The sequence below is a fragment of the Micromonospora sp. KLBMP9576 genome (genome assembly GCF_050941805.1).
Classification (GTDB): domain Bacteria; phylum Actinomycetota; class Actinomycetes; order Mycobacteriales; family Micromonosporaceae; genus Micromonospora.
In genome coordinates, this window is the sequence record NZ_CP194567.1 from 5,940,890 (window position 1) to 5,956,897 (window position 16,008).

Annotated in this window: 13 protein-coding genes; 3 read left to right on the plus strand and 10 right to left on the minus strand. The window is 72.4% G+C overall.

All coding sequences use genetic code 11. From position 1 onward, the window contains the following. Window positions 1–57 precede the first annotated feature (57 nt). Both radA and disA read left to right on the plus strand, forming a co-directional pair. Window positions 58–1,512 (plus strand): DNA repair protein RadA, encoded by a 1,455-nt coding sequence (gene radA / locus ACQ452_RS26460; protein ID WP_433388263.1) that lies wholly within the window; start codon window positions 58–60, stop codon window positions 1,510–1,512. Window positions 1,513–1,653: 141 nt separating this feature from the next. Continuing rightward, on the plus strand, window positions 1,654–2,835 hold the full coding sequence (disA, locus tag ACQ452_RS26465; RefSeq protein ID WP_433388265.1) for a DNA integrity scanning diadenylate cyclase DisA: 1,182 nt from the start codon (window positions 1,654–1,656) through the stop codon (window positions 2,833–2,835). Window positions 2,836–2,955: 120 nt separating this feature from the next. Here the strand turns inward: disA and ACQ452_RS26470 are convergent, their stop codons facing one another. The 3 genes from ACQ452_RS26470 to ACQ452_RS26480 all read right to left on the minus strand — a co-directional run bounded on the left by ACQ452_RS26470 (window position 2,956) and on the right by ACQ452_RS26480 (window position 4,901). Continuing rightward, the gene (locus tag ACQ452_RS26470; RefSeq protein WP_433388266.1) at window positions 2,956–3,678 is read right to left on the minus strand and encodes a hypothetical protein; all 723 of its coding nucleotides are present in this window, start codon (window positions 3,676–3,678) and stop codon (window positions 2,956–2,958) included. A 135-nt stretch (window positions 3,679–3,813) separates the two neighbouring features. Beyond that, window positions 3,814–4,392: a peptide deformylase gene (locus ACQ452_RS26475; protein WP_433388267.1), complete on the minus strand. Its 579-nt coding sequence runs from the start codon at window positions 4,390–4,392 to the stop codon at window positions 3,814–3,816. Then, complete coding sequence (locus tag ACQ452_RS26480) at window positions 4,389–4,901, minus strand: glycine cleavage system protein R (RefSeq protein ID WP_433388269.1); 513 nt, start codon at window positions 4,899–4,901, stop codon at window positions 4,389–4,391. The genes ACQ452_RS26475 and ACQ452_RS26480 overlap by 4 nt, the downstream gene beginning before the upstream one ends. A gap of 133 nt (window positions 4,902–5,034) precedes the next feature. Between ACQ452_RS26480 and ACQ452_RS26485 the strand changes: the two genes are divergently transcribed. Then, complete coding sequence (locus tag ACQ452_RS26485; RefSeq protein WP_433388271.1) at window positions 5,035–5,967, plus strand: A/G-specific adenine glycosylase; 933 nt, start codon at window positions 5,035–5,037, stop codon at window positions 5,965–5,967. A 119-nt stretch (window positions 5,968–6,086) separates the two neighbouring features. Here ACQ452_RS26485 and ACQ452_RS26490 read toward each other — a convergent pair whose 3' ends face one another. The 7 genes from ACQ452_RS26490 to ACQ452_RS26520 all read right to left on the minus strand — a co-directional run bounded on the left by ACQ452_RS26490 (window position 6,087) and on the right by ACQ452_RS26520 (window position 15,994). Then, window positions 6,087–6,728 carry a C39 family peptidase gene (locus tag ACQ452_RS26490; RefSeq protein WP_433388272.1) on the minus strand — a complete coding sequence of 214 codons (642 nt, stop codon included), beginning with the start codon at window positions 6,726–6,728 and terminating at the stop codon, window positions 6,087–6,089. A gap of 764 nt (window positions 6,729–7,492) precedes the next feature. After that, window positions 7,493–10,024, minus strand: a complete 2,532-nt coding sequence (locus tag ACQ452_RS26495; RefSeq protein ID WP_433394433.1) for an ATP-dependent Clp protease ATP-binding subunit — start codon at window positions 10,022–10,024, stop codon at window positions 7,493–7,495. A gap of 460 nt (window positions 10,025–10,484) precedes the next feature. Next, complete coding sequence (locus ACQ452_RS26500; RefSeq protein WP_433388274.1) at window positions 10,485–10,835, minus strand: histone-like nucleoid-structuring protein Lsr2; 351 nt, start codon at window positions 10,833–10,835, stop codon at window positions 10,485–10,487. 109 nt (window positions 10,836–10,944) lie between these two features. Continuing rightward, the gene (gene lysS / locus ACQ452_RS26505) at window positions 10,945–12,453 is read right to left on the minus strand and encodes a lysine--tRNA ligase (RefSeq protein WP_433388276.1); all 1,509 of its coding nucleotides are present in this window, start codon (window positions 12,451–12,453) and stop codon (window positions 10,945–10,947) included. Between the two features lie 162 nt (window positions 12,454–12,615). After that, entirely contained in the window at window positions 12,616–13,374 is a 759-nt protein-coding gene (locus ACQ452_RS26510) for a type III pantothenate kinase (protein WP_433388278.1), read from the minus strand. 32 nt (window positions 13,375–13,406) lie between these two features. Further along, window positions 13,407–14,303 carry a carboxylating nicotinate-nucleotide diphosphorylase gene (gene nadC / locus ACQ452_RS26515; protein WP_433388279.1) on the minus strand — a complete coding sequence of 299 codons (897 nt, stop codon included), beginning with the start codon at window positions 14,301–14,303 and terminating at the stop codon, window positions 13,407–13,409. Beyond that, a complete protein-coding gene (locus ACQ452_RS26520; RefSeq protein WP_433388281.1) occupies window positions 14,300–15,994 on the minus strand; it encodes an L-aspartate oxidase in 1,695 nt (564 codons plus the stop codon). The genes nadC and ACQ452_RS26520 overlap by 4 nt, the downstream gene beginning before the upstream one ends. Window positions 15,995–16,008: the final 14 nt, after the last annotated feature.

Here is a 16,008-nt window from a genome sequence, read left to right on the forward strand (position 1 = left end):
CGTGGTGACCACCACGCCGACGGTGTCTTCGTCACACCGGGGGGCTAACGTCCCGGTGTGACCACCTCCCGATCGACCTCCCCCCGCGCCGGTGGGGCCGGCGGGCGCGCGCGCACGGGCGCCCGTGAGCCCCGGCCCGCCTACGAGTGCGACGCCTGCGGCCACCAGCCGCCGAAGTGGGTCGGGCGCTGCCCGGAGTGCGGCCAGTGGGGCTCGGTGGTCGAGTGCACGGTCACCGGCCCGACGGTCTCCGGCAAGGTGGTCAGCTCCCGGATCCCGGCCGAGCCGGCCCGGCCGATCGCCACCATCAGCGCCGCACCGGCACGGGCCCGTGCCACCGGGGTCAGCGAGCTCGACCGGGTCCTCGGCGGAGGGCTGGTCCCCGGCGCGGTGGTGCTGCTCGCCGGCGAGCCGGGCGTCGGCAAGTCCACCCTGCTGCTCGACGTGGCCCAGCAGTGGGCGGCCGGGGCGGGCAGCCCCTCCCTGGTGGTCAGCGGCGAGGAGTCGGTCAGCCAGGTCCGGCTGCGCGCGGAGCGGATGGGTGCCCTGCACGACCAGCTCTTCCTCGCGGCCGAGAGCGACCTCGGCGCGGTGCTCGGTCACCTCGACGCGGTCAAGCCGGGCCTGCTGGTGCTCGACTCGGTGCAGACGATCTCCACCAGCGGCGCCGAGGGCGTCTCCGGCGGGGTGACGCAGGTGCGGGCGGTCACCGCCGCCCTGGTCTCGGTGGCCAAGGAACGCGGCATCGCCACCGTGCTGGTCGGCCACGTCACCAAGGACGGCCAGGTGGCCGGCCCCCGGGTGCTGGAGCACCTGGTCGACGTGGTGCTGCACTTCGAGGGCGACAAGCACTCGTCGCTGCGCATGGTGCGCGGCGTGAAGAACCGGTTCGGCGCCGCCGACGAGGTGGGCTGCTTCGAGATGCACGAGGGCGGCATCAGTAGCCTGGCCGACCCGTCCGGGCTGTTCCTCACCCGCTATGCGGAGCCGGTGCCCGGCACCTGCGTCACGGTGGCGATGGAGGGGCGCCGGGCGCTGGTCACCGAGGTGCAGGCGCTGATCGGCGCGACCGTGGCCGGATCGCCCCGCCGGACGGTCTCGGGGCTCGACTCGGCCCGGCTCGCGATGGTGCTGGCCGTGCTCCAGCGGCGCACCGAACGCCTGACCCTGCACGACCGGGAGGTCTTCGCGGCCACCGTCGGCGGCATCCGGGTGGTGGAACCGGCCGCCGACCTCGCCGTCGCCCTCGCCGTCGCCTCGGGCGGGCTCAACCTGGCCATCGCACCGAACCTGGTGGCGATCGGCGAGGTGGGCCTGACCGGCGAGGTGCGTCGCGTCGGGGCGGTGCCGCGCCGGCTGGCCGAGGCGGCCCGGCTCGGGTTCCGGCTCGCGCTGGTGCCGACCGGCTGCGGTCCCGAGAGCACCGGCGTCACGCCGGAGCACATGCGGGTGATCGAGGTGACCGACGTGCGCTCGGCGCTCCAGGCCGTCGCCCGGGCCTCCGCCGAGTGAGCGCCGGTGGCAGTCGAGAGGGCGCCCGACCCGGCGGCGGACGTTCCCGACGCCGGCCGGCGGCCCGGGCGAGGCAGGCATCGTGACCCATCACAGTAACCACGACAGCACCCACCGCAGGGCAGTCCGTAGACTGTGCCCGTGCCGATCGACCGCGACACCACCAAGCCCGCCGGCGCGACGCCCCATGCCCGCACCGGTGCCGTGGGCTCGCCTACCCGCCCGATCAGCGTGAACGTCACCGGGGGCTCCGGGAGCACCGGCGATCCGTTGCGGGCGAACCTGGCTCTGATGGCCCCGGGCACCGCGCTGCGCGACGGCCTCGAACGCATCCTGCGTGGCCGCACCGGCGCGCTGATCGTCCTCGGTTACGACAAGGTCGTCGAGAGCCTCTGCACCGGCGGCTTCGCGCTCGACGTCGAGTTCTCGGCGACCCGGGTCCGGGAGCTGTGCAAGATGGACGGCGCGGTCGTGCTCTCCAGCGACGGCACCCGGATCGTGCGGGCCGCCGTGCACCTGATGCCCGATCCGAGCATCCCGACCGAGGAGTCCGGCACCCGGCACCGCACGGCGGAGCGCGTCGGCCGGCAGACCGGCTACCCGGTGATCTCGGTGAGCCAGTCGATGCGGATCATCAGCCTCTACGTCAACGGCCAGCGGCACGTGCTGGACGACTCGGCGGCGATCCTGTCGCGCGCCAACCAGGCCCTCGCCACGCTGGAGCGCTACAAGCTCCGGCTGGACGAGGTCTCCGGCACCCTCTCCGCGCTGGAGATCGAGGACCTGGTCACCGTGCGGGACGCGGTCGCCGTGGTGCAGCGGCTGGAGATGGTCCGCCGGATCGCCGACGAGATCGCCGGCTACGTGGTGGAGCTGGGCACCGACGGCCGCCTGCTGGCCCTGCAACTCGACGAGCTGATGGCCGGCGTCGACGCCGACCGCACCCTGGTCATCCGGGACTACCTGCCGGCCGGCCGCCGGCCCCGCACCCTCGACGAGGCGCTGGTGGAGCTCGATCTGCTCGGCGCGACCGAGCTGATCGACCTGGTCTCGGTCGCCAAGGCCATCGGCTACCCCGCCGCGACCGACGCGCTGGACGCGGCGGTCAGCCCCCGCGGCTTCCGGCTGCTGGCCAAGGTGCCCCGGCTGCCGGTGACCGTGGTCGACCGTCTCGTCGTGCACTTCGGCAGTCTCCAGCGCCTCCTGGGCGCCACGGTCGAGGATCTGCAGGCCGTCGAGGGGGTCGGCGACGCCCGCGCCCGGGGCGTGCGTGAGGGGCTGTCCCGGCTCGCCGAGGCGTCGATCCTCGAGCGCTACGTCTGACCGGCAGCCGGCACGGCGTCGGCGAGCGGGTGCGGGTCGCGCCGCCGGCCAGTCCGGCGGTCCTACCGCACCCGGCCGCTCGCGCGCTGGTCGTCCTGGTCGGCTTACGCCTGCGACCGCTCAGCCGGTGACGGTGAGCTTGACCGGCTCGCTGTGCTTGGTGCCGACCCGGGCGAAGACCTGGTACGACCCCGCCGGCAGGTTCGGGCCCGCCGCCACCCCGTCGGCGCATCGGGTGGTGTCGCGCCCATTCCAGCCCACCTGGTAGGAGCGTTCGAAGCCCGGCGTGAAGGACTGCACGTCGGAGCCCTTGCCGGTGCCGCAGGTGTCGGACGACCAGATCTTCTCGGCCCCCGACTTGATGAACAGTTCCTGCGCGTCGGCGCCGACGTCGCGGCTGCACGTCCGCTCGGAACGATTCTTGATCTTGAGTTGGAGGTTCGCGACGGCACCCCGGACGACCGAGGCGGGCTGGACCACCGGGATGACCGTGAGTTCCGTGTCCGTGCAGGTGCCGTCATCGACGGCCGGCACGACCGGCGCCACCGGCGGCGAGTCGGTGCCGGTGGGCTCACCCGACGGATCACCGGCGGCGGGGCCGCCGGCGGCGCCCGGTGAGGGCGCCCCGGCCTGCGGGTCGAGCACCGAGCCGGTGGGCTCCGGCGTGGCAGCGGACGACGTCGCGCCCGGTGTGGGCTGCGCGTCGCCGCTCTTGTTCGCGTTCCGGTCCGAACCGGTGCACGAATAGAGCAGGACAATCAGGAACAGAAGCCCCGCTCCGAGTACGACGGCGCGACGCCGCCAGTAAACGGCGGGTGCCAGGGGGCCGACCGTCAGACGCATGATGTCCCCACCGTAGCGGCGCGGGGCGCGACAGCCCCACGCGACGCGCCGAATCGCCGGCAGCTCACCGGACCCACCCTCCACAAGCGACCGCCACACCCGCCGACGGCCCCGGTCGCCGCGCCGCGCCGACCCTCACAGGTACACCTTGCGCTGGTAGACGGCGTGGGCGCCGGCGACCCGGTCCAGGAAGAGCAAACCCGCACAGTGGTCGATCTCGTGCTGGATGGCCCGCGCCTCGAACCCGTCCGTCACCAGCCGCACCGCCCGGCCCGTACCGGGCAGCACCCCCTGCACCACCAGCCGGCTCGCCCGCTTGACGTCCCCCGTCAGGTCGGGCACCGACATGCACCCCTCGCGGGCCACCTTCCAGCGGCTCGCCTCCACGACCCGGGCGTTGCACAGCACGAAGGCGCCGTGCACGGTGAGCGCCTTCGGGTGGCCGGTCACGTCCACGGCGAAGACCTGCGCGCCCACGCCGACCTGCGGGGCGGCCAACCCGACGCAGCCCGGCGAGACCCGCATGGTGGCGATCAGGTCGGCGGCAAGGCGTACCGTCTCCCGCGCCGTCGGGTCCACCTCGCCGCCGGCGCGGCTGAGCACGCCCTCCGGCGCGGACACCACCGGCCGCACCTCCCCCGGCACGGCCAGGGCCGCCCGGCTCCAGTCACCGAGACCGGCGTACGCCTCGGCCTCCGGGTCGGGCCCGGTCACAGCAGATCCGGGTCGGCCGGCCGGAGGGTCGCCCCGACACCCAGTTCCGCGGCCGTCGCCGCCAGCCGGGCGGCCAACCCGTCGGCCGTGCCGGACGGCAGTTCCACCTCGGCGACCACCACGTAGAGCGAACCCGTCAGCCGGGTGCTCAGATCGGTGACGTTGCCGCCCACGTCGGCGAGCAGCCGGGTCATGGCCGCCACGATGCCCATCCGGTCCGCGCCGTGCACCGCCAACACGTACGGCTCGCCGGCCGGAGCCGTCTCGCCGTCGGGAGTCACCGCGCGTACGGTCGCCAGCAGTTGACCGTCGGCGGAGAGCGGCGCCAGCGCGGCCTCGACGTCGGCGGCGGCCGGGCCGACGCAGATCAGGGTCATCGCGAAGTGGCCCCGCAGCCGGGTCATCGTGCTGTCGGTGAGGTTCGCGCCGAGCCGGGCGAGCACCTCGGCCACGTCGGCCACGATGCCCGGCCGGTCCCGGCCGATGACGGTGATCGCAAGCTCGCTCATTCGGGCATTCTGCCCGACCCGGCCGCCGCCGCCGCACCGCCCCGCCCGGACCGCCCAGCAACCGGGACGCCACGACGGAGCCGGCCGCCCGCGCCGCCCCTGCGGCGAGCCACGTGACATCATCGGCGGCGCGATGCCTGAACCCACTTTCGCCACCCTGGTCAGCCGGTGGTACGAGGAGAACGCCCGCGACCTGCCGTGGCGCGGACCCGACGTGAGCCCGTGGGCGATCCTGGTCAGCGAGGTCATGCTCCAGCAGACGCCGGTCGTCCGGGTGCTCCCGGCCTGGGAGGCGTGGCTGACGCGCTGGCCGGAGCCCGCCGCGCTGGCCGCCGACAGCCCCGCCGAGGCGATCCGGATGTGGGGACGGCTCGGCTACCCCCGCCGGGCGGTCCGGCTGCGGGACTGTGCCGTGGCGATGGTCGAACGCCACGGCGGCCGGGTCCCCGACCGGCTGGAGCTGTTGCTCGCCCTGCCGGGCGTCGGCACGTACACGGCCCGGGCGGTGGCCGCCTTCGCGTACGGCCAGCGGCACCCGGTGGTCGACACCAACGTGCGGCGGGTCGTCTGCCGGGCCATCGCCGGCGAACCCGACGCCGGCCCCGCGACCCGCCCGGCCGACCTCGTCGCCACCGAGGAGCTACTGCCCGCCGAACCGGCCGCCGCCGCCCTGGCCAGCGCGGCCTTCATGGAACTGGGCGCGGTGGTCTGCGTCGCCCGGTCGCCGCGCTGCGGCGCCTGCCCCGTCGAGTCGGTCTGCGCCTGGCGCGCGTCCGGCCGCGAGACCCCCGCGGGTCCGACGCGCCGCCCCCAGCGGTACGCGGGCACCGATCGACAGGTACGCGGGCTGCTGCTCGCTGTGCTGCGCGAGTCGACCGGGCCGGTGCCGCGGCAACGGCTCGACCAGGTGTGGAGCGAGGACGTCCAGCGCTCCCGGGCCCTGTCCGGGCTGGTACGCGACGGTCTCGTGGAGCCGGTCGGCGAAGCCGCGTTCCGCCTCGTCGGCGACGGCCCGCCGGTCCCGGTGCCCGCGTACGACGTCGACGAGGGTCCGCAGGCGCACTGACAGCGCCCCCGGCCCGACCGCCGCAGACGAACGCCCTGCGGCAGGGCCGCATCAGGCCTGACACGACGAGGACCGGCCCCCGGGGTGGGGGCCGGCCCTCGTCGTGTGCGTGTGGTGGGTCAGGCGGTGTAGCCGCGGGTGGCGATCCAGTCGGCGAGGTTGTTGACGCTCATGCGGTAGGAGGCCTGGTCGGGGTTGGCGGAGTCGGCGATGGTGACGGTGTTGCCGTTGTCGCGGTAGCCGACGACGCTGATGTAGTGGCCGCCTTCGAAGGCGTGGGTGGTGCCGTCGGTGTCGGTGGCGGTGCCGGCGATGTTGGCGACGATGGCGTGGCCTTCGTCGATGGCGGTGACGATGTCGGTGCGCAGCTTGTCGGTCTGCTTGTCGTCGGCCTTGGTGCCGGGGATCTCGACGGACTGGTAGGCGTCCTTGCCGGTTTCCTTGTTCAGGATGGGGGTGATGTCGTTGATGGAGTCGGTGCCGGCTTCGGTGGTGCCCATGCGCTGGGCCATGCCGTGTACGTCGATGTTCTTGCCCTGCACGCTCAGGGCGTTGCGGGCGGCGGCGGGGCCGCAGTAGTAGAAGTTGGGCTGGGCTTCGTAGCGCACGCCCAGTTCCCGCTCGTGCTGCTTGCGGTCCTGGGTGACGGGCTTGGCCTCGGCGGGTGCGGCGAAGGCGGTGGCGGGGCCGGCGATGGCGCCGCCGGTGACGGCGAGCCCGGCCACGGTCAGTGCGGTCCTGCGGAAGATGTCGGTACGCATGATGGTGGCACCTTTCGATCGGGGGTACGCGACACCCACCAAGGGGGGTGGGGGCGTCGCGGGCGAAGGGAAAGGTCAAACTCAGGGGGCGTCCCGGCGGGGCCGGGGCCTGGGTTGCGGGGGATGTAACCGCGCCGGGCCGGCCCGCATTCCACGGGGTGGCCGCTCGTTGTCAGCGGCCGGCGGGCCTCGCTTCACGTGGCCACGATGGTTACAACGACCCCCCACCCCGGTCCATGCCCGCACGCTGAGTGCCGCGCGTCACCTCAAACGCACACGAACCGGGCACACCGTGCCTGCTCGGCCACCCAGCGGTGTCCCCTCCTGCACTCGACGGCGTACGGCGGATGTCCGTTACGTCCCGCATCGCTGCCTATGACCCCTGCGAGGCAGGGCAAGGCCCGCCCGCGCTGCCGGACGGACCTACCCGGCAGACGCTTTCGAGCTGATGTCGTAAACGATTCAGTTCAGCGGCGACCGCCAGCCACAGCCGGTCCTCCCGCGACCGCTGCCCCAGCCGGTCAGCACCCGGAAATCGAACCCCCGTGGGGGCCATGGTGGTGGGGTTGAAAGCCCCGGTGGGCGGTGCCGGATCGAGCGGCTGATGTCGTAGACGATTCAGCTCCAAAGCGTCCTGACGAGCCTGCCCCGCACGGCCTGGATCCGCAGCGGCACACCCGGGCCGCCACCCTTCTGGCTCGCGCAGAAGGGCGGCGGCCCGGTGGCTGGTGCCACCGGGCCGCCGCCCTTCGTGCTTAGCTGTCCTACTCGTCCGCGCCCGCGGTGGCCGTGCCACTGAGGTCGGCCGGCACAGCGTCCGGCACGGCTTCCGGCCGCTCGGCGCCCGTGAAGATGAGCTTGGACTTGTCGATGTTCTCCGGGTCGCCCTCGCAGTCAACCACCACGATCTGCCCCGGAACCAACTCGTTGAAGAGGATCCGCTCGGACAGGGTGTCCTCGATGTCGCGCTGGATCGTGCGACGCAGCGGACGGGCACCGAGGACCGGGTCGAAGCCCTTCTTCGCCAGGTATTTCTTGGCGTTGTCGGTCAGTTCCAGACCCATGTCCTTGTTGCGCAGCTGACCCTCGATGCGCTGGATCATGATGTCGACGATCGACAGGATCTCCAGCTCACGCAGCTGGTGGAAGACGATCGTGTCGTCGATCCGGTTGAGGAACTCGGGCCGGAAGTGCTGCTTGAGCTCGTCGTTGACCTTCTGCTTCATCCGCTCGTAGGTGGACTCGGAGTCCTCCGACTGCTGGAAGCCGATCGAGACGGCCTTGGCGACGTCACGCGTGCCCAGGTTGGTCGTCAGGATGATGACCGTGTTCTTGAAGTCCACGATGCGGCCCTGACCGTCGGTGAGCCGACCGTCCTCCAGGATCTGGAGCAGCGTGTTGAACACGTCCGGGTGGGCCTTCTCGATCTCGTCGAAGAGGACCACCGAGAACGGCCGACGCCGTACCTTCTCGGTGAGCTGGCCACCCTCGTCGTAACCGACGTAGCCGGGAGGGGCACCCACCAGCCGGGAGACCGTGTAGCGGTCGTGGAACTCGGACATGTCCAGCTGGATGAGGGCGTCCTCGCTGCCGAACAGGAACTCGGCCAGCGCCTTGGAGAGCTCGGTCTTACCCACGCCGGACGGGCCGGCGAAGATGAACGAGCCCGACGGGCGCTTCGGGTCCTTCAGGCCGGCCCGGGTGCGCCGGATCGCCCTCGAGACCGCCTTGACCGCGTCCTCCTGGCCGATGACGCGCTTGTGCAGCTCGTCCTCCATGCGCAGCAGGCGCGAGGTCTCCTCCTCGGTCAACTTGTAGACCGGGATGCCGGTCCAGTTGCCGAGCACCTCGGCGATCTGCTCGTCGTCGACCTCGCTGACGACGTCCAGGTCACCGGCCTTCCACTCCTTCTCCCGCTGCGCCTTCTGGCCGAGGAGCTGCTTCTCCTTGTCGCGCAGCTGGGCGGCGCGCTCGAAATCCTGCGCGTCGATCGCGGACTCCTTGTCGCGACGCACCTGGGCGATGCGCTCGTCGAAGTCGCGCAGGTCTGGCGGCGCGGTCATCCGGCGGATCCGCATCCGGGCGCCGGCCTCGTCGATCAGGTCGATCGCCTTGTCCGGCAGGAAGCGGTCGGAGATGTACCTGTCGGCCAGGGTCGCGGCGGCCACGAGGGCCGCGTCCGTGATCGAGACGCGGTGGTGTGCCTCGTAGCGGTCACGCAGGCCCTTGAGGATCTCGATGGTGTGCGCCAGCGACGGCTCACCCACCTGGATCGGCTGGAAACGGCGCTCGAGGGCCGCGTCCTTCTCCAGGTGCTTGCGGTATTCGTCGAGCGTGGTCGCGCCGATGGTCTGCAGCTCGCCGCGGGCCAGCATCGGCTTGAGGATGCTCGCCGCGTCGATCGCGCCCTCGGCGGCGCCCGCGCCGACCAGGGTGTGGATCTCGTCGATGAAGAGGATGATGTCGCCGCGGGTGCGGATCTCCTTGAGCACCTTCTTCAGGCGCTCCTCGAAGTCACCGCGGTAGCGGGAACCGGCGACCAGGGCACCGAGGTCGAGCGTGTAGAGCTGCTTGTCCTTGAGCGTCTCGGGCACCTCGCCCTTGATGATCTTCTGGGACAGCCCCTCCACCACGGCCGTCTTGCCGACGCCGGGCTCACCGATCAGGACCGGGTTGTTCTTGGTACGGCGGGAGAGCACCTGCATGACCCGCTCGATTTCCTTCTCGCGCCCGATGACCGGGTCGAGCTTGCCCTCGCGGGCGGCCTGGGTCAGGTTGCGGCCGAACTGGTCCAGCACGAGGCTGGTGGACGGCGCGGCCTCACCCGGCGCGGCGCCAGCGGCGGCCGGCTCCTTGCCCTGGTAGCCCGAGAGCAGCTGGATCACCTGCTGGCGGACCCGGTTGAGGTCGGCGCCGAGCTTGACCAGCACCTGGGCGGCGACGCCCTCGCCCTCGCGGATCAGGCCGAGCAGGATGTGCTCGGTGCCGATGTAGTTGTGGCCGAGCTGCAGCGCCTCGCGCAGGGACAGCTCGAGCACCTTCTTGGCCCGCGGCGTGAACGGGATGTGCCCGCTCGGCGCCTGCTGACCCTGGCCGATGATCTCCTCGACCTGCTGCCGCACGCCCTCCAGGGAGATGCCGAGGCTCTCCAGAGCCTTGGCGGCGACGCCCTCACCCTCGTGGATCAGGCCCAGCAGGATGTGCTCCGTACCGATGTAGTTGTGGTTGAGCATCCGGGCCTCTTCTTGGGCCAGGACGACAACCCGTCGCGCTCGGTCGGTGAACCGCTCGAACATGCCCTCGTGCTCCTCACGTGCCGTGCGCACTCGATCTTGATGGTCAAGAAGTCGTGGCGGGGCCGGTGCGCGGACGACCAGGACGGCGTCCGTGCCTCCATACTCTATCGCCGCGAACCGACTCCGCTGAGGTCGTGTGTCCCCGCGGGAGGCCGTGTACGCGTCGTTTTACCCAACCGTCCGCGCTCAGGGGGTGTTCCGGGCCCCCAGCCTGTACGCGCAGAGCGAAATTCGGGCGCCGTCACGAACCCCTCGCGCGGGCCGTGCCGGTGCCGGCGCGGCCCGGATCCGGGCCGGCGGGGACTCGTCCACAGGCTGTGGACAGGGTCTCCACCGGCTGTGGACAACCACCGTCGGGACGGAATTCTTCCCGCCCGGGCCCGCCCCCGGGCGGATACGGCGACGCCGGCCCGGAGTCGTGCTCCGGCCCGGCGTCGGTGTCGCCCGTCGACGGTCGCGGTCAGTGACCGGCCTTCGCGTGGTACTCGTCGACGATCTCCTGCGGGATCCGACCCCGGTCGGAAATGTCCTTGCCGGCCTTCTTCGCCCAGGCGCGGATCGCCTTGTTCTGCTCCCGGTCGGCGGTGGCGCCGCCACGGCCCCGCGCGGCCCGGCCGCCGACGACGACGCCGCCCCGGCCCACCTTCGTGCCGTGGGCGATGTACGAGGCGAATGCTTCGCGCAATTTCTCGGCGTTCGAGCTAGACAGGTCGATCTCGTACTGAACGCCGTCGAGCGCGAACTTGACAGTCTCGTCAGCGTCCCCGCCGTCCAGGTCATCGACCAGCTTATGAATGATCTGCTTGGCCACGTCCCACATTCCTTTCGAGCAGGGTGTTCCTGCAAACTAAGAGCACGATAACCCGTGCGACGCTTGTCGCGTCAATAGGATGCCGTAACGACCCTGTGGAGATGCGCGACTACTCCGGGCGAACCAGGGGGAAGAGGATGGTTTCCCGAATTCCCAGGCCGGTCAGCGCCATCAACAGCCGGTCGATTCCCATTCCCATACCCCCGGCCGGCGGCATTCCGTACTCCATCGCCCGGAGAAAATCCTCGTCCAGCCGCATGGCCTCGTCGTCGCCCCGGGCACCGAGCTGCGCCTGGGCCACCAGCCGTTCCCGCTGCACGACCGGGTCCACCAGCTCGGAGTACGCGGTCCCGAGCTCGAAACCGAGCACGTAGAGGTCCCACTTCTCGGCCAGCCCGGGCTCGCTGCGGTGCGCCCGGGTGAGCGGGCTCGTCTCCTCGGGATAGTCCCGGACGAAGGTGGGCGCCCGCAGGCCCGGCACGACGAGTTCCTCGAACAGTTCCTCCGCCAGCTTGCCGGGCCCCCACTTCGGGTCGACCGCCAGGCCCACCTTGTCGGCGTACTCCACCAGCCGGGCGCGCTCGGTGCGGACCGTGACCTCCTCGCCGAGTGCCTCGGAAAGCACCCCGAAGAGCGTTACCGAGCGCCACTCGCCGCCCAGATCGAACTCACTGCCGTCGGCGTGCGTCACGACCGTCGAGCCGCTGACCGCGATCGCCGCCTGCTGCACCAGACTCCGGGTCAGCTCGGCCATGGTGTCGTAGTCGCCGTACGCCTCGTATGCCTCGAGCATCGCGAACTCCGGCGAGTGCGAAGAGTCGACACCCTCATTACGGAAGTTGCGGTTGATCTCGAAGACCCGGTCGACGCCGCCGACGACGGCCCGCTTGAGAAACAGTTCCGGGGCGATTCGGAGATACAGATCGGTGTCCAACGCATTGCTGTGCGTGACGAAGGGCCGGGCCGCCGCGCCGCCGTGCAGCAGTTGCAGCATCGGGGTCTCCACCTCGATGAAGTCCCGGCCGTGCAGCGAGTCGCGCAGGCTGCGCACGGTCGCGGCCCGGGTACGCACCATCTGGCGGGCCTGCGGCCGGACGATCAGGTCGACGTAGCGCTGCCGGACCCGCGCCTCCTCGCCGAGCGGCTTGTGCGCCACCGGGAGCGGGCGCAGGGCCTTCGCGGTGACGGCCCACTGCTCGACCAGCACGGACAGCTCGCCGCGCCGGCTGGTGATCACCTCGCCGGTCACCCCCACGAGGTCACCGAGGTCGACCAGGCGCTTCCAGTCCTCCAGCCGGTCGGCGCCGACCCGGTCGAGGGAGAGCATCGCCTGCAACTCCGTGCCGTCGCCGTCGCGCAGCGTGGCGAAGCAGAGCTTGCCGGTGTTACGCACGAAGATCACCCGGCCGGTGACCGAGACCCGGTCGCCCGTGGGGGTGTCGGTGGGCAGCTCGGCGTACTTCGCCCGGATCCCGGCCAGGGTGCTGGTCCGGGGGAAGCCGATCGGGTAGGGCTCCACGCCCGCCGCGAGCATCCGGTCCCGCTTCTCCCGGCGGACCTTCATCTGCTCGGGAAGGTCGTCGGCGGGATCGACTGGGACGGGGTTCTGCTCGGTCACGGCACGCTTCCTCAGAAGAAGATTTCGGGCGGGGTCAGGCCCGAGCGTACTCAAGGCTCCCGCGAGGCGTTACGGGATGACCCGCCCGCCACGGCCGGCCCCACCCACGCCCCTCCCGTCGGGTCGCCGCCCCGGCCGTGCCCGGCGCGCCGACACCGGGGATCAGTGGTTGCGCTCGTAGACCATCCGCAGGCCGATCAGGGTGATCATCGGCTCGTGGTGGGTGATCGTGTGGCACTCGTTTATCACCAGCGAGGCCAGCCCGCCGGTGGCGATCACCGCGCTCACCCCGCCCAGCTCCTCGATCATCCGCTCGACGATCCGGTCCACCTGCCCAGCGAAACCGAAGTAGAGACCCGACTGGAGGCACTCCACGGTGTTCTTGCCGATCACCGAACGCGGCTTGGTCGCCTCCACCTTGCGAAGCTGCGCGGCCCGCGCCGCCAGCGCGTCGAAGCTGATCTCGATGCCCGGCGCGAAGGCGCCGCCGAGGAACTCACCCCGGCCGCTGATCACGTCGAAGTTGGTGGTGGTGCCGAAGTCCACCACGATCGACGGGCCGCCGTAGAGGGTGTACGCGGCCAGGGTGTTCACCACCCGGTCGGCGCCCACCTCCTTCGGGTTGTCGATGGCGAGCTGAACCCCGGTACGCACCCCGGGCTCGACGATCACGCTCGGCAGGTCCGCGTAGTAGCGGGAGAGCATGTTGCGCAGCGAGCGCAGCGCGGCCGGCACCGTGGAGCAGGCGGCGACCCCGGTGATCTCGACCGCGTCCCCCGCGAGCAGGCCCCGGAACATCAGGCCCAGCTCGTCGGCCGTCGCCCGCGCATCCGTCTTGATCCGCCAGGAGTGCACCAGCGTGTCGCCGTCGAAGGTCGCCAGCACGGTGTTCGTGTTTCCGATGTCGATGCAGAGCAGCACGCACGCAGCCTAGACAACGGCCGGCCGCCCGTTCACCCGGTGCGCAGGTCCATCGCGATGTCGAGGATCGGCGAGGAGTGCGTCAGCGCCCCGACCGACAGGAAGTCCACGCCGGTCGCCGCGTACCGGGCCGCCACGTCGAGCGTCAGCCCGCCGGTCGCCTCCAGCTCCGCGCGGTCCCCCACCGCGGCGACCACCTCGGTCAGCAGCTCCGGGGTCATGTTGTCCAGCAGCAGGAAGTCCGCCCCGGCCTCCACCGCCTCCACCGCCTCGGCGAGCGTGTCCACCTCGACCTGCACCGGCACGTCCGGGAAGGCCTCCCGGACCCGACGGAAGGCCGCCGTGATGCCGCCCGCCGCCAGCTTGTGGTTGTCCTTGATCATGGCCACGTCGTGCAGGCCCATCCGCTTGTTCGTGCCGCCACCGGCGCGGACCGCGTACTTCTCCAGGGCGCGCAGGCCCGGGGTGGTCTTGCGGGTGTCCAGCACCATCGCCTTGCTGCCGTCCAGCTCGTCCGCCCAGGCCCGGGTGTGGGTGGCCACCCCCGACATCCGGCAGAGCAGGTTCAGCGCCGTCCGCTCGGCGGTGAGCAGCAGCCGGGTCGGGCCGGCCACCGTGGCCAGCACGTCGCCGCGCGCCACCCGCGCGCCGTCGCGGGCCAGCACCGACACCTCGACCGTACGGCCGGCGCCGGTCGCCTCGCCGACCAGCTCGAACACGGCCGCCGCCACGGCCAGCCCCGCCACCACGCCGTCGGCGCGGGCCACCAGGTCGGCGGTGTCGGTCTGGTCGGCCGGGATGGTGGCGACGCTGGTGACGTCCAGAAAGTCCGGCCCCAGGTCCTCGGCGAGCGCGGCCTCGACCGTCTGCCGCACCCGCGCCGGATCCAGGCCGGCGTCCCGCAGTGCCCGTTCCGTCGACTCCGTCATCGGGTCCCCTCCCACGCTTGCGTCAGCCGGCCCTGCGCCCCGAGCGCGCCGACCAGGTGGCCGTGCCACCGCTCGTCGGCCGTCGGGAAGTCCTCCCGCCAGTGGCAGCCCCGGGTCTCCCGGCGGGCGTACGCGGCGGCGACCAGCGTCGACGCCACGGTGAGCAGGTTCGTCGCCTCCCAGTCGGCCGTCCGGGGCCGCCCTCGGCCAGCACCGAGCCCGGTCAGTACGGCGGCGGTCCCGGCGAGGGTGTCCGCCGAGCGGAGCACGCCCGCGCCCCGGGTCATCGCCCGTTGCAGCGTGGGCGTCGCCTCGGCCGGCACCACCCAGCCCTCGCCGCCCACCCAGGCGCCGGTCGGTGCCGGCTGGGCCTGCTCGGGCAGCCCGGCCGCGACGTCCTCGGCGATCCGCCGGGCGAAGACCAGCCCCTCCAGCAGCGAGTTGCTGGCCAGCCGGTTCGCGCCGTGCACACCGGTGCAGGCGACCTCGCCGCACGCGTACAGCCCGGGGATGGAGGTGCGCCCGCGCAGGTCGGTGCGGACGCCACCGGAGGCGTAGTGCGCGGCCGGGGCGACCGGGATCAGGTCGGTCGCCGGGTCGACCCCGATGGCCAGGCAGGACGCCACGATGGTCGGGAAGCGCCGGGCCAGGAAGTCGCCACCCAGGTGCCGGGCGTCGAGGAAGACGTGCTCCGCGCCGGTGGCCAGCAGCACCCGGTGGATGCCCTTGGCCACCACGTCCCGGGGCGCCAGCTCGGCAAGCTCGTGCTGCCCGACCATGAACCGCTTGCCGTCCCCGTCAACCAGGTGGGCGCCCTCACCGCGTAACGCCTCGGAGACCAGCGGCTGCTGGGCGTGCCCGGCGCCGGGCACGCCGACGCCGGCCGGGGTGATCAGCGCGGTCGGGTGGAACTGGACGAACTCGACGTCGGTGACCGCCGCGCCGGCCCGCACCGCGAGGGCCACCCCGTCCCCGGTCGACACCGCCGGGTTCGTGGTGGCCGCGTAGATCTGGCCCATCCCGCCGGTGGCCAGGACGACCGCGCGGGCCAGGATGGCGCCCACGCCGTCCTCGCTGCCCTCGCCGAGCACGTGCAGGGTGATGCCGCAGGCCGGGCCGAGCCCGTCCGGGCCGTCGCCCGGGGCGCGCAGCAGATCCAGCACCAGGGCGTGCTCGACCAGCCGGATCCAGGGGTCGCGACGGACCGCGGCGTGCAGGGCCCGCTGCACCTCGACGCCGGTGGCGTCGCCGCCGGCGTGCACGATCCGGTCGGCCCGGTGCCCACCCTCGCGGGTGAGCATCAGCGAACCGTCCGGGTTGCGGTCGAACTCCGCCCCGATGCGCATCAACTCACGCAGCCGGGTCGGGCCCTCCTCGACCAGCACCCGCACGGCGGCCGGGTCACAGAGCCCGACGCCGGCGATCTCCGTGTCCGAGGCGTGCGCGGCGGGCGTGTCGAGCGGGTCGAGCACGGCGGCGATGCCGCCCTGCGCCCAGCGCGTCGACCCCTCGTCGATGTTGACCTTGGTGACCACGGTGACGTGCAGCCCCGCCTCGCGCAGGTGCAGCGCGGCCGTCAGCCCCGCCACCCCGGAGCCGACGACGATCACGTCGGTGGTCTCCACCCAGCCGGGTGCGGGGGCGGCCAGCAGGCGGGGCAGGCCCGGCAGGTCGGCGGTCGCGAGGTCCATGCCCACAGTCAACC

Excerpts from the sequence above, each read along its gene's own strand:
- ACQ452_RS26485 (WP_433388271.1), top strand. The coding sequence starts at position 5,035 with ATGCCTGAACCCACTTTCGCCACCCTGGTCAGCCGGTGGTACGAGGAG.
- nadC (WP_433388279.1), bottom strand. The coding sequence starts at position 14,303 with ATGACGGAGTCGACGGAACGGGCACTGCGGGACGCCGGCCTGGATCCG.
- ACQ452_RS26520 (WP_433388281.1), bottom strand. The coding sequence starts at position 15,994 with ATGGACCTCGCGACCGCCGACCTGCCGGGCCTGCCCCGCCTGCTGGCC.
- ACQ452_RS26470 (WP_433388266.1), bottom strand. The coding sequence starts at position 3,678 with ATGCGTCTGACGGTCGGCCCCCTGGCACCCGCCGTTTACTGGCGGCGT.
- ACQ452_RS26495 (WP_433394433.1), bottom strand. The coding sequence starts at position 10,024 with ATGTTCGAGCGGTTCACCGACCGAGCGCGACGGGTTGTCGTCCTGGCC.
- ACQ452_RS26490 (WP_433388272.1), bottom strand. The coding sequence starts at position 6,728 with ATGCGTACCGACATCTTCCGCAGGACCGCACTGACCGTGGCCGGGCTC.
- ACQ452_RS26480 (WP_433388269.1), bottom strand. The coding sequence starts at position 4,901 with ATGAGCGAGCTTGCGATCACCGTCATCGGCCGGGACCGGCCGGGCATC.